Below are 24,573 nucleotides of genomic sequence, written 5' to 3' on the forward strand. Positions count from 1 at the left end.
TGACAAAAAAACTGACCGAGTGGCAACCACTGGTCAGTTCTATTCAAAAACGATGGGGCATGATCTTAATTGTCTTTTTTTTCCGCATCTAGTAAGCTTCTTAGTTCATCAGCTAAAGCGATACAGGCAATACTATCCGTTAAGGACATCAGGGGATTTTCGAGTTGTCCTTGTGCAAGAGCGGTATGAACTGCTTGAATCTCCGAATGGAAATCATCGATCTCGTACCCAATATCATAGACCGTGTCTTCTTTGTCAATCGTCACGGTAAAAGAAGCGGGGCGATGGAAGTTGGGGATCGTGATTTTCCCTTTTGTTCCTTGTAACTCCGCCACCGTCTCTTTTGTTTGGTCAAATCCAGTCTCAATCACTGCAACAAAGTCTTCACTGACAAAGCGTGCTTCAACATAGGTATCAACCCCAGTTTCATACAGGCTGTAATCGATCATTTCGGCAGTTAAATTTTCTGGTGAAAAATCTTGGATAAAGGCTAAGTTATAGATCCCCATATCCAGTAAAGCACCCCCTTGTTTTGGTAGATAATGGTAAGAACTGCCTTCGACTGGTAAATGGCGGCGAAAAGTAGTCGTGACACTTGTTAGCTCACCGATATGACCACCATCCACAAGTTCTTTTAGTTTGCGATACGCTGGGGTGAAGCGTGGCTTCATGGCTTCCATAAAGAAGACTTCGTGTGCTTGGGCTTGTTTTTGTACATCGCGCATTTCTTGTGCAGTCAAGGTTGCTGGTTTTTCACATAAAACAGCTTTTTTCGCTTTAAAGGCTTTGATGATCCATTCATAGTGATACAAATGTGGCAAAGCAATATAAACGACATCGATAGTTGGATCATCTAATAGGTTTTGGTAGTCATCAAAGACGACGTCACACGGAAATTTTGCTTGAAACGCTTGCGCTTTTTCCATCGTACGACAAGCAACCCCATAAAGCTGGGCGTCTTGAAAATTTTCTAAACTTGCAGCAAAGCGATTGGCGATATTTCCGGCACCAATAATTCCCCAATTGATCATTTCATTTCCCTCTTTTCTTCAGTTGACGGGTATTCTGAGAGAATCCCTGATTCCAAAACAGTTTGTTTTTTTCTTAACTCGACAATATTTTTTTGGTATTCTTTGGCATACAGCAATGCAAACAGTGAATCTAAAATATACTCAAAGGCGACCTGTGAAGAAAAGGTGCCGACTTTGAGAAAATCACGTTCATCATGAGAAGCGATGATCGCATGGGTCGCTAATGGGATGATTTTCGCATGGGCGTTGCCAGAAATCACGATCACTGGTACCCCGACATCACGAAAGTGCTGCATGATTTTTTCGTATTGCGTATTTTTCCCCCGATAGGTAATAAACACGGCACAATCATTTTGCGTGACGTTCGATGCATTCCACGCATCATCCCCATATTCATCAGCAACGATCAGATACTTATTGATTTTGACCAACTTGTTTTGAAAACTTCTTGCCCGAATCTGAGAATCGCCGCGAGCAAATAAGAAAATCCGTTGCGCAGCTTCCAACGATTGCACCACTGCTTCCATCGTTTCTGCAGCGACCTGAGCGTGGGTTTTGTGGATCGAGTTGATCGTTAGATCGGCCATTTTTTTCATAATATCAGGTGTTTGATCCTTGGGCGAAAAGGGAAAATTCGCGTCAACAAAGGTTGGGTTGAACATCTGATTATGGGCAATTTCAGCCAGACCTAAGCGAAAACTTTTAAATCCTTCATAACCCATCTTTTTGGCTAGACGAATGACGGAAGAGTGGGATGTGTATGTATGCTTGGCGATGACTTCAATCGTCAACGAAGGCACATCATTGATATTTTGCAAAATATAATCGGCAATCCGCTTCTCCGTATTGGTCAATCCTTCTTGAAGCCGTAATTTATCTCCTAATAACATCAAACCACCTCTTTCTAATCATAGCCTAGGACAAAGAAAACCAAAAGCAAAAACTGTACCTTTTTGGCAATTTGGTAAAAATGTTCAGAACCACCGAGCAGTTTGCGAAAAAGTCTGGTCAAAAGAACCTGTTTTTGGCAAAAGACTTCTCATTTCGAAGGATATCAGCAATAATCAAGCTATCAATTCATAGGAGGCGTCACAATGTTAACTATCGCATATCTCGGAAACGGAAAAAGCACCAATCGTTACCATCTGCCTTTTTCAACCAAGCTGCAGGATAAGATCAAAGTAAAGACGATCTATTCACCAAGCGGCAAGCTGACCTGGCCAACACTAGAAGGTGTTCATTACACCTCTGACTTAGAGGATATCTACCGTGATCCTGAAATTCAATTAGTTGTGGTCACGACCCCCAGTCATTTGCATTATGAATTAGGCAAGGATGTCTTGCTCCATGGGAAAAATGTCTTGATCGAAAAACCTTTTACGGAAACTTCGGCACAAGCAAAGGAATTGTTCGCACTGGCGCAGGAGAAAGGCTTGTTTGTGCAATGCTATCAAAATCGCCGCTTTGATTCCGATTTTTTGACCACGCAAAAAGTGATCGAAAGCGGCGTGCTCGGAGATCTCTTAGAAGTAGAGATGCATTATGATTATTTTCGTCCAGAGATTCCACGGTCAGTGACCGAATTTTCATTGAATACTAGCTACTTGTACGGACACGCTTGTCATACCCTGGACCAAGTGATCTCCTATTTTGGACAACCAGACGATGTCCATTATGAGGTTCGGCAATTGCTTGGAAAAAATCGCATGAATGATTACTTCGATTTGGATCTGTTTTATGGTCGAATGAAAGTCTCAGTCAAATCTAGTTACTTCCGATTAAAAGAGCGGCCTAGTTTTGTCGTTTATGGCGAAAACGGCGTTTTTGTAAAACAAACGAAGGATCGACAAGAAGAGCATCTAAAACAGTTTTATCTCCCAGATCATGCCGATTTTGGGATCGATTTGCCAGAGCACTATGGCACACTAACTTATATGGATGCTAACGGGAACTACCATGAAGAAAAAGTCATCTCTGAAATTGGTGATTATAGCCGTGTGTATGAGGGCGTCTATGAAACGATCATCCATGGCAAAGAGAAAATCGTGAAAGACGAAGAAACGATTTTACAAATCGAAATGCTAGAAACAGGAATCAATCAAGTGATCACTGAGTCATAAGGTAGAGTGATTACGGGGATTTTGACAAACAAAGCGCCTGAAGGCATCAACTGACTCAACGTAAAGGAGTAGATACGAATCGAACCTTCAGAAATCCTGCAAGAAGAACAGCAGCTGCAGTTTGCTCATTTTGACAATGACCTCGCATTGCGGTTGGTTATTGCCATCGATCAGTACGTTAAAAGGAACTACCCGAAGCCGGTAGGGATCAAAGTTGTTCATCATGGCTTGCCGATCATTCGATTTTTAATGGCAGAGCGAAAAGAAAGCCCTTGGCTTGAAAGAAAAGAACGAACGGTACTGGAAAGCGGGCATAGTTCACTATACGTCTATGCGCAAAAAGATCGAGATATACAATTTGCTAAGTGGGCACAAGACGAACATTATGCAATTTGTGGTGGTGGTTTTCCAATTATCGAAAACAGAAATGTCACGGGTGCTATCTGTGTGTCAGGTTTGGCCCATTTAGAGGATCATAAAGTGCTCACTGAAGTATTGAAACAAATGATCCAAGAAGATAGAAAAGGGGAAGCAAGATGAACTTAGCGATTTTAGGCGCAGGCATGATCGTCCATGATTTTTTGACGGTGGCAGGGGATGTCCCGCAGCTTGAACTGGCCGCTATTTTTGGGACAGAAAATGATTTAGAGAAAATGAATCACTTAAAACAGCAATACGGGATTCAAACCGTCTACACAGAGTTAGGGGCATGTTTGGCGGATCCATCCGTTGACACCGTGTATGTCGCACTGCCCAATCATTTGCATTATTCCTTTGCCAAAGAAGCAATCCTCGCTGGCAAACACGTCATTTGTGAAAAGCCATTTACGTTGCAGACACGAGAATTAGTAGAATTAGCAGAATTGGCTGCTGCCCACAAGGTGCTTTTGATCGAAGCCATCACAAATCAGTACTTAGCCAACTATCAAGGAATCAAAGCGCAGCTTGAAACATTGGGAGAGCTGAAAGTGATTGAATGCAACTATTCGCAATATTCTTCTCGTTATGATTTATTCAAAGAGGGAACCGTTTTACCTGCATTTAACCCGAAAATGGGTGGTGGGGCATTGATGGATATCAATATCTATAATATTCATTTTGTCGTCGGGCTTTTAGGAAAACCAAAAAGTGTCCGCTATTTTGCTAATGTCGAACAGGGGATCGATACTTCTGGCATGCTGTTTTTAGAATATGAACAAACAAAAGTCGTTTGTATCGGCGCCAAAGATTCGACAGCGACGATTCGTTCAACGATCCAAGGGACGAAAGGATCGATCATCGTCAATGGGCCGACGAATATGCTTGCCAGCTATGACGTTGAACCGGTTCATGGGGCAAAAAGCCATCAGGATCGCAGCGTTCACGGACATCGTATGTTTGAAGAATTTGTCCGTTTTGCACAAGCCATTCACGAAAATGATCAGGCCTTTGTCAAGGAACGTCTTGCCCATAGCAAGCTGGTGATGGAAGTCGTGGAAAAAGCATTGGCAGATGCCCAGATCGTATTAGGATAATCGCATCAATGAGGAAAGACACCAGGTTCTTAGAAAAGTTGCTGGTGTCTTTGTCTGTTGTCTTATTTTTTCTTCTTTAAACTCAATAAGGTTAGTGGGATACCCAAGGTGAGGTAGCCGACAATCGTCATCAAACAGACCACCAGCCAAAAGTTATCTACTGCTAGAAATGCAATCAGGCTATATGCCACCAGAATCGAGAGAAAATAAAAAAGAAAGAGCTGAAAAAAACGTTTAAAACTCACAGTCATTCATTCTCCTTTGTCGTTAAACTGACAAGAAAAGTATACCACATCAAACGCAACTTCAAGGTCTGATTGTGATCATTCGCAGGAGCCGCAAAAGGCGAATTATTTTGTTGGCTGACCGTGATTCGCTATACTTGAAGGGAAGAGAAAGCGCATGAATATTTTTTTAGGAGAAGGAGGAGACAGATGAAAAAGGTGGATGTACTGATTATCGGAGCGGGTCCAGCTGGAACGGCTGCTGCCTACGGGTTAAAAGCCAAAGGTAAGACAGTGGCGATCGTTGAAGCCGATCTATGGGGCGGCACTTGTCCCAATCGCGGGTGCGATCCGAAAAAACTACTGATGCGAGGCGTAGAAGTCAAAACAGAGGCGAAACGTATGCAAGGCAATGGTGTTCAAGGACAGGTAGCCATTGATTGGCCGGCACTGATGGCGTTTAAGCGCTCGTATACCGATCGGGTGCCAGAGTCAACCAAACAAGGGTTACTAGCAGAAGGGATCACTACTTACTACGGACAAGCCGCTTTTCGTGATGCCCATACGGTCGTCGTGGACGCAGAAGAGATTCAAGCAGAAAAAATAATTATTGCGACAGGACAGCGTCCAGCCGTACAGCCCATCGTCGGCAAGGAGCATTTACAAAGCAGTACTGATTTTCTTTCCTTTGAAAAGATGCCAGCAACGATTGCTTTCATAGGTGCTGGGTATATTACCTTCGAATTGGCGATGATCGCTCAAGCAGCAGGTGCTGAAGTGCATGTGATCCATCATAATGACCAGCCGCTAAAAGGATTTGATGCTGAATTGACCGCAGAAATGGTTCGTTCAATGCAGGACCAAGGCGTTTCGTTCCACTTTAATCAGAACACGCAGCGAATCACGAAAGAACAAAACCACTATACGATCCAGACACAAGCATTGTCTCTCACCGTAGAAGCAGTGATTGGTGCCACGGGACGCAGACCCAATAGCGATCAGCTGCAATTGGAAAAGGCAGGAGTAGAAACGTCAAAACAAGGGATCGTAGTTAATGAATTTTTGCAGACTAGTCAAAGACACATCTATGCAATTGGGGATGTGCTAGCGAAAAAGCAGCCCAAACTGACGCCTGTTGCCAGCTTTGAAGCCGCCTATCTTGTCGATCATATAGATGACCAGAAAACACCCATCCGCTATCCTCTGATCCCTACGCTGGTTTTTGGTGCGGAAAAACTAGCAAGAGTCGGGATCAGTGAGCAAGAGATTGCCGATCATGCCTCAGAGTATCATAGCGAGGTGATGGATCTTTCTTCTTGGTATACCTATCGACGAATCAATGATCAAAATGCAAAAATCAAATTGGTTTATAACACATCTGATACCATCGTTGCTGTCACGATTGTTTCTGCATTGGCCGATGAGTTGATCAACCACTTCGTTTTTGTGTTGGAGAACCAGCTATCGAAAGAAGCGCTGGCACAAATGATTTTTGCCTACCCAACACCTGCTAGCGATTTGTCCTATTTTCTATAAATAATCAAACAAGCCTGCACTAGTTTCCGCTAGCACAGGCTCTAAATTATTATGTCCGTATTGACTATAGTCCGTGAACCTTAAATGAACCTTAAAGTTAGGCTGGGTTTCATTTTAGGCAATGTCTTTGTTTTCTAGTAACCCTAGGCTTAGGCTTTTTTTGACAGTCGGCGGACAGCAACAATCAGTAAGATCGATGACAAGAAGAGTCCGACCAAATAGATGATGAAAATAGAATCTGGCTCATAGTGCCGATAATTGAATATTTTTACCATAAAAAAGAGAAACGGGATCGCTGCAATAAGGGTTGAAACGAAACGTTTCCGCCATTGTATGAAAAACGATCCAATCACTAGAAAAAGACAAAACGGGATCCAAAAGACCAAATGTCCGATAAGTTCGATTTTTCACACCTCCTAGCAAGTAAAATCATCATAACGTTTCTTCCTAAAAAGCAAGCGTGAAGGAAAAAATAATCCCATTAGGCATGTATGAAATTATGAGTGGAGTCTTCTGAAAAGTTCACAAGAAATCTGAGAATTTCAAAAGGAAATGAAAAAAACGAACGGTTAGGAATATCCCAATAGTCCGAGACGAAAAATACCTCTTGCAGCATTCATTTTGACTTGAATCCTGCAAGGGGTACTCTTTTGTAGAAAATCTGGTGCTTTATTCAATTGATACCAAAGAAATGCTTAGGAAGGAGCAGCAGTCCTTTTTTATGGCAAAATGTTCTTACTATAAAAAAGGGAAATGACCATACCTATGTCCAACAGATCCTTATAATAAAATCCTTTCAGTGGGCCAATGTGTAAGAAAAATCCGAGAATCATTAATACAAACAGCAGCAGAAAAAGCAGGTTGAAAGCGGTCATCAAGCGAAAACTGAAATGCCAATTACTCAGGAAATACTGATATTTCGCTGCTCGGTAAACTTTGTTTTGAATCGGAATTTTCTTGAGTGCAGGGATCGATTCATGATAGGACGTAAATAATTCGTAGTCTTTTTTCGTCAGTACTTCTGAGAAAATGTGCGTCCCTGCCTGAAAGTCGAAATAGCCCCAATGGAATTGTTCTTTATCCTCTGGTGATTCGTGCTTCATCAGCTTTCTTGGCTTGATCGTGAACGCCTTGATGGTCTCATAGGGGTAACTGAAATAGGTGTTACTTTCTAAATAGTCGATGATGACCAGAAAAAGCATGCGGGTTTCTGTGAAAACTAACAAACGATTGCCGCGGGTATCATGAAAGATGTCACGGTATGCTTTTGCTTTCTCGGTTGTTGCATAGGCATAGGCGCCAAGTCCTTGATTGGCGAAGGCGAGGTTTCCATCTGGCGTCAAAGGCAGATAGCCAAGAATCGTTTCGTCTTTTGCTAAAAGCGTCCGAAGCTCCTCTAATAGATCTTGCAAGAAAACATATTGTTTGGACAGCTCGAAGGTTGCTGCTTTTTCTTGTTCAGATATTTTTGTCAGTAAATTGTTTTCATGTAAGACTAACTGTTTAAAATCCATCGATAGTCATCCTTTCTTTTAAGCGTTTGCGGCCACGGGAAAGACGATTGTAGATTGCTGAGACATTTAAGTCCGTCTGCTCTGCGATGGTTTCGGGTGACTCTTGGTAAAAATAGTAGAGCAGAAAGATCCTTTGATCGAGGGCTTCAAGGTCTTCAATAAAACCCAAAAAGGTTTCCTTTGTCAAAGGTGATTCTTCAATAGCTAGTTCCTGCTCATCAACAGGTTTTTCTTCCAGTGAGCGCTTGTTCAACTTCCGCTTGTGGTCAATCGCACGACTACGGCTGATCAAAAGCAGCCAAGTAATCAAGCGGCTTCTTTCTGGTTGGTACGCAGCAATCTTTTGCCAAACCTCGTAAAAAACTTCGTTCGCTACATCTTGGCGCTCGCTCACTTCATGCGGTTGGGAGAGGACACTATGAATTGTCCTCAGCATGCTATCACCATAAACAGCTAACAGTTCTTCTAAGCCGGCATAGTCTTTCTTTTTGATTCGTTCAATGATTTCTTCATCCTGCACCTTCTTCACCCCTTCACACTATATACGAAGAATGTTTGCCTTTTCTATCAGAAAAAGAAAAAAACCTCTGTTAACGAGGTTCATGTTCTTTGGCCAGAAGATCTGTTGCCAAGCGCTGGGCCAAATATTCCCAAAGAATGCCGCCAAAAAAAGCGCCTATCATATAAAGAATGACTGCTTGCAGCTCCAATGGATTATTTGCTAGCCAGAAAGAAAATAGCGAGCCGATGATGAATAGGTAGCTGCCAAAAAGCACTTGCCGCCACGAGCGTTTTTTAACAAACTTGCTAATGAGAAAGGTTGAAAGGATCATCAAGAGAATCTGGATGAATGCCAGCGAAGGCAAAAGTGCAAAGTCAGAAACAACCATTTCCCAAAATTGTTGAATCAAGAAAAAGAAAGCAAAGAGAATGAGCCCGCTTGATAATGTACTAAGCCGCAAGGAAGATATTTTTTTTCGCATTGGTTTACTCCTTGAAAGGTTTTCTTTATTATAGCAAATTTTTAATTAAATAATGTAAAAAGATGAACGAGAAGATCTGCAAAAAAACTTCTCCTACATGTGCCTACTTTTAGTATACTTGAAAGAAACGAGTGGATGGACTCGATACATAAGGAGGATTTCATGCCAACGATTCTTTTGGCGCCTGCGGTATTCAACTTGGCTGAAACGACAAGGATGATCGAAGTCGCTAAACAAATGCAAGGAAATCACCACTGCGAGTTCTTTGGTTTTTCAAAAACCTTTGCTTCACTTATCACTGAAAGTGGCTTTACGTACCATTTGCTGACGCCGACTCTGACAGAAAAACAAGAGGAACAGATCATAAAATTAGATCAACTGCGCTCAATCAACAATCCCTTCACCAAAGAGATGGTTGCCGCGCGTATTCTGAGCGAACAAAAGCTGATCGACAAACTTGCTCCTGAGGTCATTGTAACTGGATCAAATGTCACGATCTTTCTATCTGCTCGTAGCAAACAGATTCCCTTAGTCTACGTAAAACCCTATGCGATGAGTGATCCCTTTTTTCGATCAGATAGCGCGTTTATCCCTTCTAGTTTGCGTTTTTTCGGACCGTTAAGGAAACCACTTTGGTATTGGATAAGAAAACAATTGGTAAAATCCCGCTGGATGCCCCGAGCATTCAAACACGCTGCTCAAACAGAAAAACTTTTTATGCCTGAAACGAGCTTACGAATGATGGACGCTGATTTAAATCTCATCACCACTCCTGATTTATTTTTAACGAAAGAGCAGCTGCCAGAAAATTATCAAATCGTTGGGCCGATTTTTGCGAAGCTCGGGTCTTCTTTACCAGACGAAGTGTTGACTTTTATTCAACAAAAGCGGCGGGAAAGAAAACGAATCGTTTATTTTGCGATGGGCAGTTCGGGGAATCCGCGCATGGTGCGAAAAATCTTAGCTTTCTTGCGAAACCGTTCGGAGCTAGCGATCATTGCTCCGGTTACACATCTACTCAAGGGGAAACACAACGACTCAGAGAATCTGTTCTTGACCGAATATCTGCCAAGTCATCTATTGCATGAGCATATCGATTTTTCTTTTATCCATGGTGGGGAAGGGACTGTTCAAACAGCTTGTGCATCTGGGAAGCCGTTTATCGGAATTGGGATGCACTATGAGCAATGCTGCAATATTCAGTACTGCGTGACGTATGGCAATGCAATCGCGCTGACAAAACCATTAACTGAGAAAAAGCTGGAAGCTGCCCTGACTGAGGTTGGAGCTCCGAAGATTTGCCAACAAGCCTATCAGTTAAAGAAGGATTTCCCGACAAATGGTCCTCAGAAAGCGATGCAGGAGATTGAGCACTTTTTAGAAAAAAACAATTTTCCTAAATTTTCCTATTAAAAAAGAGCGATTATCATTGAGATAATCACTCTTTTTTTTAATAGAGATCTACTAGCATCAGCAAGCCTGGGACCCACGTAGTGAAAATACCACAAGCGATCGCAAAATAATGAATCTTACGACCGAAGTTTACCTTCACGATCGTATCCAAAAAGCCGCAAAACCATAACACTCCCCATGTTAACCAAATCAATGCAAAGAGGGGATCTTGCTCCCATTGCCAAGAGACCCAAGCAAAAGGCAAGGTATTGATGGCTACGAATAGCGCAAAAATCCCATAAATACGTAAATCTAAATCAAAAAGGTAAATGATCCCTACCAACAAATACGTGAAGGCAAAGAGAAAGCCAGTGCCTGCTTCATAATAAGCGCCTTGAAGCATATAGATTAGATTGATAATAAAAGATAACGAACCTGTAAAAAGATTGATCAAAGCAAGTGAGCGGTAGTCAATGTGAAGTAAGCTGCCCCAGCCGTTGATTATCAAAGTAATTCCTACAAAAAATAAACCGATCCCTAACATAAAATCCTCCTTTACTTAAATTTAGAATAACAAATTCTAAGAAAAAATAATAGCTCTATTTATTTTTAGGTCAATAAAAAGGAAAATAATTTTGAAATTTACTATTTTTTGCTGCTAAATTTGATAAAATCAATACCAAAGAGCGCTGCTAGCCGATGCTTTTCTCGTTAAGGGGAAAATTTCAGCGTATAAAAAGAACTTTTATTTGTTGGAAGAAGGGGAAAAGAGACAGATCAATAGATTTTCAGTGTATTGATCGGACAAAAAACAGACCAGGCAGCAGTTTATCAGTTTTTACGAATTTGCAGCAGTGAAGACTGTTTTGCGGAAAGGAGGACTTATGCCTAGAAAAGATCGAATCTTACTTTTCATTGACGAATATATGCAAGCTCAAGGTTGCGCACCTACCATACGAGAAATCTGTGCCAATGAAGAAATAAAAACGACCTCTTTGGTTTATCGTCATTTGCTGCGTCTCGAAAAAAGAGGCCTAATTTACCGAGCTTATCGCTTTAAGTCACGTTCGGTTCGTTTTACAGACGAAGGGAAGGCCTATGTCAAAGCGTTGCGACAAGCACTTTTAGCAGACGAAAAACAAACGCATGGCAATGAAGAATAACTTAACACCAAAATAAAAAAGCCTCTAGGCTTTTTTATTTTGGTGCACGGTAGCCAGCAGCTTCCGCTTCAGCGATCGTTTTGAACCATTCTTTCGGATTCGTCGTATCATCATAGTATTTAGATCCTGGCAAATGATAGATGCCGCTTCTTGATCCTTTGATCAAACCATTTCCTTGTTGATCGACATATTCTTTCTGTTTCTCCTCTGTTTCACTGTTTTGAGAAGTGGCTGTTGTCGTGTTGTTCTCACTACTTGTCGCATTCTCCTGTTGCGTCATATCTTCGTTTGAAATCTCGCTGCTGCCATCCGCATAGTTGATCGTGACACCATCTTGGATGTTGAAGATATAATAGTTGAATTGGATCGTATCGTCGCCAATAGATTGGGCTTGCATCTGTACCCCACGGGCAACCAGCTCGTCATCACGATAGATTGGAGTGACAGAATATCGAACATAATGGTTTTTGTCTTGCTTGAGATAGTAGTTGATATCCATTTCTAAGCGCAACATCTCTGGATTGTTCAATTGACTAGTTCCCGTGATCAAATTCTTCCAGTTTGCATTTTCGCCAGCTAAAGCAAACCCAATCAAATGCGTCCGATTATATAAATATTTCCCATTGGGGAGCTGTTTATTACGCCAGCCTGTCGGTTTCACGCTGGAGATATCGCCACGTTTTTCCGTAGGCATTAAGGATTGATTCAACATTGCTTCAGCCGAAGTCGCTCGATTGAGGTGGTCAAGGTCGCCGTATGCTTCCCAGGCACCATTTTCAAGTGAAAGGTCGTCTTCTGAAAACTCAGGGATGTTTTGATTGACTTCAATTGTTTGGGTGCCTTGGTAGGTTAGCTGTGCCAATTCGTCTGCGCGAATATCTTTAGCAGAAGGGGTGCTTACCTCTGATTGTTGCGTTTCCTGCTTTGGAAATAGGTCATTGTTTTGTAGGAAACCAAAGCCAACTGCTGCGAGTGCGAGAAGCGCAGTGACCGATCCAATCAATGTTTTTTTCTTTGCCATCTCTTTATTGCCTCTCTTTTCATTGATATAGGTTTAGAATAAACGGTGAGTAAAAAAATCACAACTAGTTTATCATACCATTTGCGGGGGATGTTTTACAGCGTCTGCTAGCTTCTTTTGCCTTTTGTTCTTGACAAACTTCAGTCAATTTTCTTTACAAGCGACGTCCTTTAAAAGAATTTTTTCGTCTGCGAGTGATATTTTTCATATTTTAAAAAAACTATGTGATATAATGAATAAAGTTGCTGCTCTATCCCTTTGATGCTTGTTTTAATAACAGTCATCTCCAGCTGCGGAACAAACTTTCAGCTGTCTAGCAGACAACGTTCAAACGAAAGAAAACTGGACAATTTTCTGAACGATTGCCTTTCTTTCTTTGACCAAAATTATAGGAGAAGGAGTGTATCCCATGAACCAGCAAGAAACCATCTTACATTATTTAAATAAGAAAGACTCTGAAAAGTTAAAAGAACTCGTATCAGGAATGGAAGAGCTGCCGCTATTACAATTATTCAGCAACTTATCCGCGGATGAAAAAGTGATCGTTTTCCGACTGTTACCGAAAGACAAAGCCCTTATCTTGTTTGAAGATTTGACACCAGCTACCCAACAACACTTATTACGCTCTTTCACCGATGAACGAGCAACCGAATTTGTGAATGAGATGGCGCCAGATGTTCGTGTACGGCTTTTGGATGAGTTGCCAGCGACCGTAACACAAAAACTTTTACAATCGTTGGCGCCTGATGAACGAGCTGCAACAAACCTCTTACTAGGGTATGAAGCCGAAACTGCGGGTCGCTTGATGACACCGGAATTCATTACATTGAAAAAAGATATGACAGTCAATCAAGCATTGGAAAAAGTGCGAATGCAAGCCAAAGAAAAAGAAACGATCTATACGCTTTATGTTACTGATCAAACGAAAACGTTAGAAGGTGTTTTGTCGCTGAAAGATCTCTTAATAGCACAAGGGGATCAACGCATCAGTGAGATCATGTCCCAAAAAGTTATTTATGTGACCACTGACACCGACCAAGAAGAAGCAGCCCGTTTGCTAAATGAACTAGATATCATTGCGCTGCCAGTCGTAGACAAGGAATCAAGAATCGTTGGGATCATTACCGTCGATGACGCGATCGATGTCATCGAGTTGGAAACAACGGAAGACATGTTTAATGCCGCTGGTTTGGTCGATGTCGCCTCCAACGAAGCAGACCGTAGTAATGTTTTGATCAATGGCAGCCTGTGGCAAATCTGGAAAGTCCGCTTGCCATTCTTAGTGATCACTTTAGTGGCTGGACTTTTAGCTGGGGTCGTCATTGATGAATTTGAACAAACGTTAGAGTCGGTGGCAGCCGTTGCGATTTTTATTCCTTTGATCATGGATATGGGTGGAAACGTTGGTACACAATCCTCTACTGTATTTGTTCGGGGGATGTCGTTAGGGCATATTGATCTTTCAACCTTCACCAGACATTTCTTTAAAGAAGTTTGGATCGGTTTGAGTCTAGGCTTGATCGTCGGGATCATCTCAGGAACCGCTGCTTCACTTTGGCAAGGAATCCCGATGTTAGGGGTCGCTGTTGGGATTTCATTAGTTTTTGCTATGACCTTAGCGGCAGCACTTGGCTTTTTAGTCCCGTTTGTACTTATTAAACTAAACATCGACCAAGCAGCCGGTTCGGCACCGATCATCACCTCGATCAAAGATATTGCTGGCTTGTTTATCTACTTCGTTTCAGTAAATGTTCTTTTGGGTCATTTGCTTTAGCATACTGTCCGTTCCAGTGGTATAATAAAGCGACATCACATGATGAGCACAACATAGAAAGGGGAAATGTCCTATGACAAATCAAATGAAGCAACATCAACTCGGAGGTTTCTCTTTTTAAGTGCGGCCTCCTAATTAACTGGAGGGAAATCATGGAAAAACAAGGAATCGTGGTCTTTCAGGCTAAGGATATCGCAAAAGTCCGCCTGACCACAGGTGAAGAATGTTTAGCAACCGTTTCAGGAAAATTTCGTCAACAGGCACGAGCGCCAAAGGATTATCCTATTGTTGGTGATTTTGTCCAAGGGCAGGTGTATGATCAAGATCATTTCTTGATTGATGCTTTGCTCCCACGAAAGAGTTTTTTACAACGAAAAGTAGCCGGAAATCGGACGGATGAACAAGGGATCGCTGCGAACATCGACACGGTTTTTATTGCAACTAGCGCTAATGAAGAATTTAATTTCGCTCGGTTAGAGCGCTTTGTCACGATCGCTTGGGACAGTGGCGCTAACCAAGTGATTCTCTTGACCAAAGCCGATCAAGTCACAGCTGATAAAAAAGCAGAGCTGCTGCAAGCATTAAACGATGCTTTTGGTGTGAAAGCATTCGCTACTTCTATTTATGAACCGAACGAATTGTTGACAGAAGCCTACTTTTCAGACGGAAAAATCAGTGCATTTATCGGTTCGTCAGGCGTTGGGAAGTCCAGCTTATTAAATCAGCTCATGGAACAAGCCGTTCAAAAAACCAATGACATACGAGAGGATAGTCGAGGACGACACACGACGACGAGTCGCCAGTTGTTCACACTGCCCTCTGGCGCAATGATCATCGATACTCCTGGCATGCGGGAAGTTGGCATCAGTACCGTTCGGTCAGCTTCGATCGAGCAATCCTTTGAAGCGATCAGTCAATATGCTGAAGGTTGTTTCTTCAGAGACTGTCAGCATGAAACAGAACCGAAATGTGCGGTAAAAGCAGCTATTGCTGCCGGTGAGCTTTCAGAAGCAGCCTTCGCTCGCTATCGCAAAATGGAAAAAGAGCTGGCGTATTTGAAACGAAAAGAACAGATCAAAGAAATGAAAAAGTAATAGTTAGCACTCCTTTCTATAAGAGGAGTGCTTTTTTGTACGTGTCAAGAGCGCCTTGTTGAGTAAAGAAGAGGAGAGCCGCAGCCAACATCCTTGTGTTTTCACGAAAAGGCGGCCAATTCCAAAGGGCACTACATGCTAAGTGGTTGAACTAAACTAAGATCGCCTGCCTGGTTACAAGCTGTCGTCCAGAAAGGCAGGATAAAAAAACACAGTGGGGTGTTGTCCCACTGTGTTTTGAGCAATGATTTGCCCCTGCCAAGGTATTTCTAGTATAAAGCGTTGATTCTTAAATAGCAACTCGAAAAAAAACGCCTCATTCAGCAGAGCGCAGAATTTTCGTCATGGCTTTTCCTTTCGCTAATTCATCGATCAGTTTATCTAGGTAACGAATTTCTTGAACTATTGGCTCTTCGATCTCTTCTACCCGAATCCCGCAAATCACACCAGTAATCTGTTTTCGTGCAGGATTGAGCTGAGGGGCTTGCTTAAAAAAGCGTTCAAAAGAAACATCATCAGCCATCTGTTGGAGTGTTTCTTGGTCATACCCAGTCAGCCAGGTAATAATCTGATCTACTTCTTCTTTTGTCCGATTTTTCCGTTCTGCTTTGGCAATATACAGAGGATAGACTTTCGCAAAACTCATTTGGGTAATCTTTTGATTTTTCATGATAAACTCCTTTAGTCTTTACACAAAGTATACTTCATTTTTTTCTTTTTGCCGAGATTTTCAACGTTTGTTGTGTGCCAAAATAGGCGAGGGGACTAAAGGATGATTTTTTCTTCTTGTTCACGAAACCCCAATACCTTTTGTCGTGACTCGCCATCCCAATAGAGCAAATCCAAATTCTTATGCAGCATTAGCTGTGTATATAATTCTTTCAGAGTCAGAGCAGGCTTTTTGGGTTCGAAAAATAAAATCAATTGGTTATGACTATCTTGTGCGATCGTCGTAAAAGGAATCAGGTTTTCTTTGTAAGTTAAATAAATTCCTTGGTAATCTGCTGCACTCGACGACGTTGTCAGTGCTGTCAAGAGGTCTCTTGCTCTCATAGTGAACCCGCCTTTACTGTTTTTTGTCGATAGGCATCGATATCCAACATGATTTTTGTTTTGCCGTACACCGTATACTTTTGCACCACGAATTGGTGGCGCTTATTCCAATAGCCACCCACAGTTAGAAACATGGCCTCATCAACATCCCCTAAAAAATTCAAACTGTGCTTCGCAATCAAACAGTTGGTGGTGCCTAGTGTAAAGCGGACCAAAGGGGAGGGGGCAAAGGAGACGATCCTTATTTTTGAGACAGCGCCTTTTTGTGTTTGCATCAGGTATTCCTCCTTTAGTAAGTAGTAAAAAGCGGATCATTCGTTGAGATCAAACCATTTTTTCTCTTCATAAAAAGCAACATGACGAATCTCATCATAATGGATTTTTTCTGTGGTTTCTCCCGTCAAATAAATGCCCAATGTGTCGTATCCGCTGATTTTTCCGACAATATCTGGGGGATAGCCGCCTTCTTCATTGACTTCTTCTCGTTGGATCGCCACAGTTACGTTCTTTTTCATCGCTTCGAATAAGCATTGATTGATTTCTTCCGTTGTGAGTGACGGCTTAGGTGGACAATCAAACGTGCGTGTCGGCTCTTCTTCAATTTCAGTTGTATGCTCAGATAAAAAGAATCCTTGCCACTTTAGCTTTTTCCGATCATCATATGGTTGCAGCATACCCATAGCAATCACCTCTTATCTCTATAATACAAACATACGTTCTCTTTTGTAAAGCGAACAGATTTTTAAATTTCTGATTCTTCTATGAAACATCTAAAAAGTGCATCAAACAAGGGGATAGTGGTGGGTATCGTTTTTTTATACTATATATGTTATAATTTATCCTGAAGGAATCATGAACATTTTAGAAAATAGCTGGCGAAAAAGGAGAATAGTATGTCTGGATTAATCGTGGTCCTGCTTACGATCTACTTTGCAAGTAGGAAAGATAAAGAACAGTGGCTTTTTGATCGCAAACGATTGACTATTCTGGCGATTATGTTTGTGATCGTCGGCATAAGTTGGGGCTTAAATGACAAAATAATGAAGGATCCTCTGAACCAAAATATTAGAAGTGATTTACTGTTTAATTATTCGTTCCCCTTATTGATATGTATGCTAGGTCTATTTATCAAAGAAATACCACGGTGGGGACGGATCGTGACTTTGTCATTTGGCTTTATGATTTTCGGGTATTTAGCTATGCACTATTTGATAGGGTTTCACAACCCGTATTGGGAAAATCTACAGCTAAGTCCATTGTATTGGCTACCAAGTGACTAGCCATACGAAAGTATCGCCAATGGAAACGAAAAAAAGCACTCCCTTTATTGAGTGCTTTTTTCGGCTAAATATCTGCAGCAAGATGTTTCTTTTCCCCAAAAATGGGTTGGACCTAAGTAGCAAAAGGATCATATAAGGAGAAATCACGACTGTTTGAATCAAACCGATTGATTCTTGACTAAACCGTGTCTTTTGATCATTGCCAAAGTAAAATATGCGACGAGCGTTCCTGCAATCCCAAAAAGTAAATCGATTCGATCAGGGGTGTTCATAAAGCCAAAGACAGTCTCGCTCAATAGATTGGCAATGAGTAAGAGCAGGGTCAATAGCGTGACGACTTTAAATGGCGCACCTACGAGAAGCCAAAAGTACCCCAGTAAGCCAATAATCAAACTAATCGAAAAATTGGAGATATGAAGATAAAAGTCAGGATACATCGAAGTAAAGAAAGAAATATCCAAGTACTTTGATAAGTAGAGGAAGAGGGCTGTGAACACGAAAAGCAAGTAGAGGAGTGACGCCCAGATTTTTGGTAAAAAGACTAGCTTTAATTGCTTCTTCTTTTTCATTTTTATTCTCCTTAATAATTGTTATCTTATAGTAAAGCAGATCTATGTATCCCTAAACTTATTTTATGTTCTTATCGCCTTTGATTTTGACTGTTCGGACTAAAGGGGTGTATGTAGGTTTTAAATATTCCTATAGAAAATTAGTTCTTATCGTTCGTATGCACAGTTTCAATCATTTTGATCAATTTAGAACGGTCCCAAAGCTCAACATCCAATTTTGCTGCTAATTGTTTTGCCGATTCAGTAAAATAACTATTTGTCAGTACAATCGCTTTATCTAACGAATAATAACCAATCCCTGCGTAAACTTCTTGAACTGCTTTGTTGCCAACTTTATTTTTCCAACGTTTGCACTGAATACCATGCTTGCACCCATTTTTAGAGGCGATTACGTCAATTCCTTGATCACCAAACGCTTTGGTCATGCTAATCCCGTTAAATTCAAGTTTTCTTAACAAAAATGCAGTGTATTGCTCAAATTCCTTTCCAGACATTTTATCGATAGTATCTAACTGCGCTGAAGCAAAACGTTTGCGTTCGCTAACTATTGGATAAATTGCAGAAAATAAACCTAAAACGCTGATTACGAGTCCAACATACAATATGGGAGCAAAGTGCCAATCAAAAACAAAATAGCCAATGGTCATTAAAATTCCCACAACAAATAATTTTAAACTTTCATTTTCATGGTTACTCATTTAAAAATCCTCCTGTTTCTTCATTATATCATAGGAAGGGAGGGCAAAATGAGCAAAAATACATCCTTTAGTAAACAAAAATGAGCTGCATTTTATTCTAAACAACTTTGTATAATATATATTATGTAAACTAAAATATAAAATTTTTCGAACACCGTATTTAGCGGATAATTTTACGGCTCTCCTCCCTCTTATTTAGGATTATTTCCTTCAAATTCACCTAATTGGCAGCATAATCAAAAAAATGGTCATTTGAGCGATAGTTTTAGATTTTTGTTGGTTCTACGAGTGAAACAACATGCAACTGACAAATTATCTCTGAACCTTTGTCTGTATTTGATCGTGTTGATTCTTGAATCTTTGAATTCAAGCTTTGGTTTAAAGCTGCTGGCCAAACTCAATGAATCAGTCAAGTATCGTTGTTCACGATCTTATCAGTAATGATTCGCACTTAACCCAGCAAATTTATGCTAACTAATAGCCTAATGGGAATCTTGATCACAGGCAAACCAGCAACGATAAACAAGAAACATTTCGTTGCGTTCAGTTTTCACCTAAACGGATCAGATTCCCATAGCGAGTCCTAATCAAGGGTGCACAGTCATCTAAGTACAATTTTCGTTTTGTTGCTGCCAATAAAGCAATGACAGCTACGGAAAGTTTCAAACTATGTAATACAGGATCGCCGAAAAGACAATGATCAAAATGACCAAGACAACGATTAGTTGATTTAAACGTCGAATAAGCAGGTTTTTCTTATTTTTTTCAAATTCTTTTCCTTCATTTCGATAATATTCTCTATCTTTTGTTCCCACGAGCGCCAACTCCTTTTCCCTGATTTTATCACTATCCTGAAAACAATGGGTGCAATCAAGGTGTTTTGTACAATAAATGGCAGTATTTTGTTAGAGCCTACAATCGTATGCGCATAGCGACTAAATAAGACGACTGACGAGTTCCAAGTGATTCATAACGGCAGCTTTCCGAATAACGCCCATACCAGGAAACGACCTTTGCTGATAGGCAGCAACTAATAGCTGCAGCCCAGCTGTTTGCGTAGGATACTCTTCCTCATGCTGTAACAAAGCTTCCATGACTTCGAAAAACTTTTCTTTCTGACTTGGTAATTCTTCCTCAGAAAATAAGTGAACGATTCGCAAGTCTTGCTCTGCTGTCGGATAGATCCAATGCAAAACCAACCGTTTTGAGGGATAACTGTGCTCATAATAAATTTTGCTATCGACAGAAAAATCACTAAATCCCGCATAGCCCAATTTATGATAAAGATGATGGGTTTTTGAAAATCCTTCCTCCGGACATTCTGTATAAAAACTATTTTTAGGTAAACGGGTAAACGGATCTTCCATCAGTAGTTTCGGGCCGTTGATTTTATTTAACAAACGAAACTCTTTGCTTACCAGTACCGGCAGCGTATTTTCCCGCCAATCACTAGCGAGTGCTTGGTCCGCTTGATGAATGATCCAAAGATCAGGCTTTTCTTCCACTGTCTCAATGGGGCGATCTACGATCATTGCTTTAGGGGCAGTAACATTTTGCAACTCTGCTAACCCCTCTGCCGTCAGAAAAGCCCCCGCCTGTGGATTGCGAACCAGATAAAAAGGATGCTGCTTCCTTTGAAACAGGTCAATGGTCGTCCAAAACGTTTTTGATTGCTTGACTGGTTCAATGATCGGCTGGATCGCGTCTGACAAACAATCTTGTTCCAACAGTGCTTTCAACGCTAATAAATCAAATTGTTTTCCACGAATATACGGGAAATACATCTTCTTCTCTCCTTCTTACTCGCCTGATAAAAAACGTTTTTCCAGCGCTTCATAGGCTGCTCTCGTAGCGGCCAATTCTTCTTTCAAGGCTTCGATCGCTTGCAGCTGAGTATCTTCAATAAATCGATCATAGTAATTGACTCCACCACCGAACAAGTCATACTCAGGCTGACGTTTCTTCAGTTCTTGGTACAAACGTTCTGTTGAAAATACCCGCAATCCTCGAGCAGTCTGTTTTGCTTTGCCGACTTCTCGCGCTTGTGCCGAAATCAACCGAAACAATAAGGCATTTTCTGGAACCTGCAGCTCTTGCCGTTGGGGCTTCTTTTCGACACTGAAATACCCTTTGCTGCCCGTTTCTTTTTCAAGAAATGCATGATAGACCAAAACACCAATTGTAGGTGCAATCTGATCTTTGACTTTTTCATACAATGCCTTGGGTAAGACAAAATAATTATAATTCCCAATAAAGGATAGTTTTGCTTTTGAGCGAAAATCTGCCAAACTAACTTTGAGTTCGTAGCAACGCCATTCAAACGTATTTTCAGTCGTCAAGCGACAACTCAAAGTATCCACGATGCCGTGATCATCTGGCATGACTACCTCTTCTACCACAATATCACTGTTTTCCCGACAATAATAATAAAGTGCCTCTTCCATTTCTAAAGTTAAGGATGTCTTCACAAATTCACGACCTTTGTCTTGTTTCACCTATTATAAAACATACGTTCGCATTTTGGAAGAGGGAAATAAAAGCAGCCTATCATCCCTTCACCCATTCGGGCATCCGTTAACGAGAATCTCTTCAACCGTCCTCTTTGTACCGCGGAATCGTAACAAAAAAAGCAGCAAGAGCACACCAAGTTGAGCGATTAATAGACCTTTAAAGGGAAATTCAAAAGTAAAGCCTGCGGGAAGATGAAAGAAATGGAAAAAATCCTGCAGTGCTTTATGACTAAGCCACAAACCGCTGACAAGCCCTATCAAACTAATAACAATGCTTTGAATGCCTACAAAAAAAAGTTCTTCTAAGGTGATTAACAACGGAGACTGTCCTAACAACAACCGAATACTCAGAGATTGCTGCTCCTCCCCCATCAAATGAAAACGATACATGTGATTGCAGTGCCATAAAAAGGCGGCGATCAAGCCTACAGTTAGAACGCCTAGTACGAAGCGTAGTAACTGCAAAAAGAAAAGCCAACTGGCATACGTGAGATCCATCTGATTCTCACTGCTATTTGTTTCATATTGAAGCCATTGATGAAAAAACACTAGCCAATGCTCTGCAAAGATGGCGATGATCAGTAGAAGAATCGCCAATACACCACTCATCAGCAAACTGCGCCTACGAAGTGCTGCGTGCCAGCCGAATTGGCAAGGATAGTAGAAGTACCGCCATTTGTTCATGATATCTCTCCTTTTGGCGTCTATTTTACAGAACTATCCAAATTTAGACAAATATCATCTTGTTTACATAATATAATTATGATCAAAAAAAGAGTGCGGCATGCAGTCCACACTCTTTTCCCTTTCGCTATCGACGTTTACAGATACCTTGTCAGTAGCTGCAACAAACGCTGCGGAAATTCTGTTAGATTGGAAAGATCAATAAAGCGTTCTTCCCCATAAATCGCTTTGATCACCTCTTTGTCTTGCCCAATAGCAGCTGCAAGAAACAGCACCCCTTGTCGTTCATAGTCAGCGATCACCTGCTGAATATCTTCTTTGGCTTTTCCCCCTGTATAATCAGGAAGAGCTTTTGGCTGGCCATCACTGATATTCAAGAGTAATTTTGTGGTTGCCGGCTGATGAGCGAGCTTTTCAGCTAGCACGCGCAAGACAGCTCCATCACGGTTATTTTGCCGAGGCTTCATTGTCATGAGTTTCTCTGGCACAAATTCAAAGCCTTCATTAAATTCTTTGTATGCAAAAAGCGAGGTTTTTTCACGAGCGGTCACGTCCGCTGTATCGCCATAGATCATCAATGGCAAAGATAAACGTTCGGCAAAAGCATTCACCGCTAAGACCGCCTGTTGGGCATACAATATCCGATCTTCTCGAATCATCGAACCTGATTCATCGATGCGCAAAGCAAGAGCTAAGGAAGGCTGTTCGTGAGGTGGATTCTTCTTGTCAAAGGTCCGGAAATCCTGATATGCAACCTTGCTGGCATCAAAGCGTGTACCACTGTACTTACCTTTACTGTATGCCGAAGCTTGTTCGTTTTCCAATACTTCTTGGGTTTGCTTGATCAATGACTCTACGATCGGCAGCAACGGCTGCAAACGCTGTTGGGCTTCAGTCGCTTTTTCTAAATCGACGGGTGGGCGATGAACGATCAGCCCTTCTTTGGCATGGATCGATTCTTTCAATGCTTGTCGTGCTGCCTTTGATGCCGTGGTTTTCTTTTCTTTCTCCTGGGCTTCATACGCTTCGATCGACAAAGAATGAGAAGCAGGAGCTGCCTCTTGTGTCTCACTCCCAGCTTTTGCTTGGCCATCATGACTATTGCGTTCTAGTTCTTCTGAAAACGTCGCCTCAGTTGCTGCGCTTTTCGCTTCTTGTTTGTCAGAATCACTGGTTTCCATCGTTTCCGCCTCAGTTTCTTGATTGGCGGTCTCAAGGACTTGCTCATTTTTTAGGATGGGCGTGCCTTCTCCCACTACATTGCGTTGGTCAGCCTCTTCGCTGCTGATTCGGCGTCCTTTGATTTGTTCTTTAAAGGCATTTAGCGGTTGTCCAGAAAACAAAAGCCGCAATTGCGCCAATAACCCTGAAGCTTCTAGCGCCTGTTGTAAAAGAGAAAGCTCATTTGGATCGGTAGTGATTTTGTAGAGCACTTTGCTATCAATTGCTGTAAAGGGATCTTGTCCTTGTTTGACTGCATTTAACCAATAAAAATAAGAACGCATGCCCGCCACCCCTTTGATGGCGTTGGCTTTGGCGGTCACGTCTAGTAAGCGGATAATTTCAGCCATTTTCTCTGCAGTCGTTTTGTCCGGATAACTGGTTTTGGCAATGCCTCGCTGCGCCATGACTGCTAGCTCAGGCAAATCCATTTTTTCAGCATGCTGCATCCGATCTCGCAAGGATTCGTTCAAGGGGCGGTTGCCTTGGTAATTCCGATTCGTTGTGATGATCACCACACAGTCAGGGTGTCGTCGAACAAAGCCAGTCGGGATATTTAGCATCCCGTTTTGTTCAAGGGCCGAGTTTAGTGCCACTAGTACCGAAGCATCACGAATGACCGTTGGCTCTTGAATCTCAAGCAAATAGCCTTTTTCCAGCGCCCGTACGATTTCGGAGGGATAAAATTTGTATTGAATCGTCGGTTGCTGATCACTGGTTTCAATCCGTTCGATCAGTTCCGCAAATTTCGCCCGTGCCCGCTCACGAGTCAAGGAAAAATGCCGCTGGATCAATGCCAAGACATCTTCAAAACAATCACTTTGATAAATCGCATCCAGCAAGTCCTTGTCCTCTTCTTGGTCGGTATTGATCACTGGTAATAAAGCACCAAATACATCTGACTTATCCATATCCGCAAAGCAGGTGATTTTGGTGTAGGGCAGTTGCAGGTCGGCAGAAAGTGCCTTTGCCAACTGAGTCTTACCCGACCCAGCATCGCCTTCCAGCAACACATTGAAGATCTTCATCTCTGGATCCGCCCAATTCAACGCGATCTCTGAAGCAATTCGTAGTTCTTCAGCACTGGTCTGATGACTTTGTGGTTTTTTCCAAATCATGGTTTGTTCTAATTTGCTAAAAGCGCGTCCTTTCGTTACGACAAAAGACGGTTGATTTTGTGTCATGGCAATCT

The 24,573-nt window shown here is 41.7% G+C and carries 28 protein-coding genes; 9 read left to right on the top strand and 19 right to left on the bottom strand.

Features of this window, described 5'->3' with window-relative positions:
* Positions 1 to 65 precede the first annotated feature (65 nt).
* Positions 66 to 1,031, bottom strand: coding sequence for a Gfo/Idh/MocA family protein (locus ACTW1R_RS08200; protein ID WP_167821866.1), 966 nt, complete (start codon positions 1,029 to 1,031; stop codon positions 66 to 68).
* Complete coding sequence (locus tag ACTW1R_RS08205) at positions 1,028 to 1,921, bottom strand: MurR/RpiR family transcriptional regulator (protein ID WP_167821867.1); 894 nt, start codon at positions 1,919 to 1,921, stop codon at positions 1,028 to 1,030. Before ACTW1R_RS08205 ends, ACTW1R_RS08200 begins: the two co-directional genes overlap by 4 nt.
* 204 nt (positions 1,922 to 2,125) lie before the next feature.
* Here ACTW1R_RS08205 and ACTW1R_RS08210 point away from each other — a divergent pair, with 204 nt between their 5' ends.
* From ACTW1R_RS08210 to ACTW1R_RS08220, 3 genes are all read left to right on the top strand, one after another.
* Positions 2,126 to 3,151 (top strand): Gfo/Idh/MocA family oxidoreductase, encoded by a 1,026-nt coding sequence (locus ACTW1R_RS08210; protein ID WP_005226060.1) that lies wholly within the window; start codon positions 2,126 to 2,128, stop codon positions 3,149 to 3,151.
* A 114-nt stretch (positions 3,152 to 3,265) separates the two neighbouring features.
* Positions 3,266 to 3,691 carry a heme-binding protein gene (locus tag ACTW1R_RS08215; protein ID WP_167821913.1) on the top strand — a complete coding sequence of 142 codons (426 nt, stop codon included), beginning with the start codon at positions 3,266 to 3,268 and terminating at the stop codon, positions 3,689 to 3,691.
* Positions 3,688 to 4,665 (top strand): Gfo/Idh/MocA family protein, encoded by a 978-nt coding sequence (locus tag ACTW1R_RS08220; protein ID WP_270290389.1) that lies wholly within the window; start codon positions 3,688 to 3,690, stop codon positions 4,663 to 4,665. The genes ACTW1R_RS08215 and ACTW1R_RS08220 overlap by 4 nt, the downstream gene beginning before the upstream one ends.
* 62 nt (positions 4,666 to 4,727) lie before the next feature.
* Here ACTW1R_RS08220 and ACTW1R_RS08225 read toward each other — a convergent pair whose 3' ends face one another.
* A complete protein-coding gene (locus ACTW1R_RS08225; protein ID WP_167821869.1) occupies positions 4,728 to 4,916 on the bottom strand; it encodes a hypothetical protein in 189 nt (62 codons plus the stop codon).
* 183 nt (positions 4,917 to 5,099) lie between these two features.
* Between ACTW1R_RS08225 and ACTW1R_RS08230 the strand changes: the two genes are divergently transcribed.
* Positions 5,100 to 6,425, top strand: coding sequence for a dihydrolipoyl dehydrogenase family protein (locus ACTW1R_RS08230; RefSeq protein ID WP_167821870.1), 1,326 nt, complete (start codon positions 5,100 to 5,102; stop codon positions 6,423 to 6,425).
* Positions 6,426 to 6,668: 243 nt separating this feature from the next.
* On the opposite strand, the gene ACTW1R_RS08235 is transcribed toward ACTW1R_RS08230, so the two are convergent.
* The 4 genes from ACTW1R_RS08235 to ACTW1R_RS08250 all read right to left on the bottom strand — a co-directional run bounded on the left by ACTW1R_RS08235 (position 6,669) and on the right by ACTW1R_RS08250 (position 8,922).
* Complete coding sequence (locus ACTW1R_RS08235; RefSeq protein WP_005235914.1) at positions 6,669 to 6,836, bottom strand: hypothetical protein; 168 nt, start codon at positions 6,834 to 6,836, stop codon at positions 6,669 to 6,671.
* 308 nt (positions 6,837 to 7,144) lie between these two features.
* Positions 7,145 to 7,939, bottom strand: coding sequence for a hypothetical protein (locus ACTW1R_RS08240; protein WP_115232300.1), 795 nt, complete (start codon positions 7,937 to 7,939; stop codon positions 7,145 to 7,147).
* Positions 7,929 to 8,468 (bottom strand): sigma-70 family RNA polymerase sigma factor, encoded by a 540-nt coding sequence (locus ACTW1R_RS08245; protein ID WP_051095336.1) that lies wholly within the window; start codon positions 8,466 to 8,468, stop codon positions 7,929 to 7,931. The genes ACTW1R_RS08240 and ACTW1R_RS08245 overlap by 11 nt, the downstream gene beginning before the upstream one ends.
* A 61-nt stretch (positions 8,469 to 8,529) precedes the next feature.
* Positions 8,530 to 8,922, bottom strand: a complete 393-nt coding sequence (locus ACTW1R_RS08250; protein ID WP_010748336.1) for a hypothetical protein — start codon at positions 8,920 to 8,922, stop codon at positions 8,530 to 8,532.
* A 162-nt stretch (positions 8,923 to 9,084) separates the two neighbouring features.
* On the opposite strand from ACTW1R_RS08250, the gene ACTW1R_RS08255 reads away from it, so the two are divergent.
* Positions 9,085 to 10,335: a glycosyltransferase gene (locus ACTW1R_RS08255; RefSeq protein ID WP_271813785.1), complete on the top strand. Its 1,251-nt coding sequence runs from the start codon at positions 9,085 to 9,087 to the stop codon at positions 10,333 to 10,335.
* A gap of 37 nt (positions 10,336 to 10,372) precedes the next feature.
* On the opposite strand, the gene ACTW1R_RS08260 is transcribed toward ACTW1R_RS08255, so the two are convergent.
* Complete coding sequence (locus ACTW1R_RS08260) at positions 10,373 to 10,858, bottom strand: AmiS/UreI family transporter (protein ID WP_271813787.1); 486 nt, start codon at positions 10,856 to 10,858, stop codon at positions 10,373 to 10,375.
* Between the two features lie 340 nt (positions 10,859 to 11,198).
* Here ACTW1R_RS08260 and ACTW1R_RS08265 point away from each other — a divergent pair, with 340 nt between their 5' ends.
* Positions 11,199 to 11,477: a LexA family protein gene (locus ACTW1R_RS08265; RefSeq protein ID WP_005226072.1), complete on the top strand. Its 279-nt coding sequence runs from the start codon at positions 11,199 to 11,201 to the stop codon at positions 11,475 to 11,477.
* A 34-nt stretch (positions 11,478 to 11,511) separates the two neighbouring features.
* Here ACTW1R_RS08265 and ACTW1R_RS08270 read toward each other — a convergent pair whose 3' ends face one another.
* Positions 11,512 to 12,498, bottom strand: a complete 987-nt coding sequence (locus tag ACTW1R_RS08270) for a DNA/RNA non-specific endonuclease (protein WP_086338215.1) — start codon at positions 12,496 to 12,498, stop codon at positions 11,512 to 11,514.
* Positions 12,499 to 12,907: 409 nt separating this feature from the next.
* On the opposite strand from ACTW1R_RS08270, the gene mgtE reads away from it, so the two are divergent.
* Positions 12,908 to 14,272, top strand: a complete 1,365-nt coding sequence (mgtE, locus tag ACTW1R_RS08275; RefSeq protein ID WP_010748340.1) for a magnesium transporter — start codon at positions 12,908 to 12,910, stop codon at positions 14,270 to 14,272.
* A gap of 152 nt (positions 14,273 to 14,424) precedes the next feature.
* Positions 14,425 to 15,366, top strand: coding sequence for a ribosome small subunit-dependent GTPase A (gene rsgA / locus ACTW1R_RS08280; RefSeq protein WP_142972996.1), 942 nt, complete (start codon positions 14,425 to 14,427; stop codon positions 15,364 to 15,366).
* A gap of 316 nt (positions 15,367 to 15,682) precedes the next feature.
* On the opposite strand, the gene ACTW1R_RS08285 is transcribed toward rsgA, so the two are convergent.
* From ACTW1R_RS08285 to ACTW1R_RS08300, 4 genes are all read right to left on the bottom strand, one after another.
* Positions 15,683 to 16,036 carry a DUF2200 domain-containing protein gene (locus ACTW1R_RS08285; RefSeq protein WP_015509694.1) on the bottom strand — a complete coding sequence of 118 codons (354 nt, stop codon included), beginning with the start codon at positions 16,034 to 16,036 and terminating at the stop codon, positions 15,683 to 15,685.
* A gap of 95 nt (positions 16,037 to 16,131) precedes the next feature.
* A complete protein-coding gene (locus tag ACTW1R_RS08290) occupies positions 16,132 to 16,419 on the bottom strand; it encodes a hypothetical protein (RefSeq protein ID WP_005226077.1) in 288 nt (95 codons plus the stop codon).
* A complete protein-coding gene (locus tag ACTW1R_RS08295) occupies positions 16,416 to 16,694 on the bottom strand; it encodes a hypothetical protein (RefSeq protein ID WP_489927256.1) in 279 nt (92 codons plus the stop codon). Before ACTW1R_RS08295 ends, ACTW1R_RS08290 begins: the two co-directional genes overlap by 4 nt.
* A gap of 36 nt (positions 16,695 to 16,730) precedes the next feature.
* Positions 16,731 to 17,099, bottom strand: a complete 369-nt coding sequence (locus tag ACTW1R_RS08300) for a hypothetical protein (RefSeq protein WP_271813792.1) — start codon at positions 17,097 to 17,099, stop codon at positions 16,731 to 16,733.
* Between the two features lie 213 nt (positions 17,100 to 17,312).
* Between ACTW1R_RS08300 and ACTW1R_RS08305 the strand changes: the two genes are divergently transcribed.
* Positions 17,313 to 17,699, top strand: a complete 387-nt coding sequence (locus ACTW1R_RS08305) for a hypothetical protein (RefSeq protein WP_144808685.1) — start codon at positions 17,313 to 17,315, stop codon at positions 17,697 to 17,699.
* Positions 17,700 to 17,857: 158 nt separating this feature from the next.
* Here ACTW1R_RS08305 and ACTW1R_RS08310 read toward each other — a convergent pair whose 3' ends face one another.
* From ACTW1R_RS08310 to ACTW1R_RS08335, 6 genes are all read right to left on the bottom strand, one after another.
* Positions 17,858 to 18,268 (bottom strand): hypothetical protein, encoded by a 411-nt coding sequence (locus tag ACTW1R_RS08310; protein WP_156236167.1) that lies wholly within the window; start codon positions 18,266 to 18,268, stop codon positions 17,858 to 17,860.
* A gap of 140 nt (positions 18,269 to 18,408) precedes the next feature.
* Complete coding sequence (locus ACTW1R_RS08315) at positions 18,409 to 18,966, bottom strand: restriction endonuclease (RefSeq protein ID WP_156236169.1); 558 nt, start codon at positions 18,964 to 18,966, stop codon at positions 18,409 to 18,411.
* Positions 18,967 to 19,901: 935 nt separating this feature from the next.
* Positions 19,902 to 20,750: a sce7725 family protein gene (locus tag ACTW1R_RS08320; protein WP_010748348.1), complete on the bottom strand. Its 849-nt coding sequence runs from the start codon at positions 20,748 to 20,750 to the stop codon at positions 19,902 to 19,904.
* A 15-nt stretch (positions 20,751 to 20,765) separates the two neighbouring features.
* Complete coding sequence (locus tag ACTW1R_RS08325; RefSeq protein ID WP_159161339.1) at positions 20,766 to 21,434, bottom strand: hypothetical protein; 669 nt, start codon at positions 21,432 to 21,434, stop codon at positions 20,766 to 20,768.
* 87 nt (positions 21,435 to 21,521) lie between these two features.
* A complete protein-coding gene (locus tag ACTW1R_RS08330) occupies positions 21,522 to 22,160 on the bottom strand; it encodes a hypothetical protein (protein ID WP_159161340.1) in 639 nt (212 codons plus the stop codon).
* 137 nt (positions 22,161 to 22,297) lie between these two features.
* Entirely contained in the window at positions 22,298 to 24,565 is a 2,268-nt protein-coding gene (locus ACTW1R_RS08335; RefSeq protein ID WP_271813801.1) for an AAA family ATPase, read from the bottom strand.
* Positions 24,566 to 24,573 lie beyond the last annotated feature (8 nt).

This window comes from Enterococcus sp. R12, from assembly GCF_058135755.1.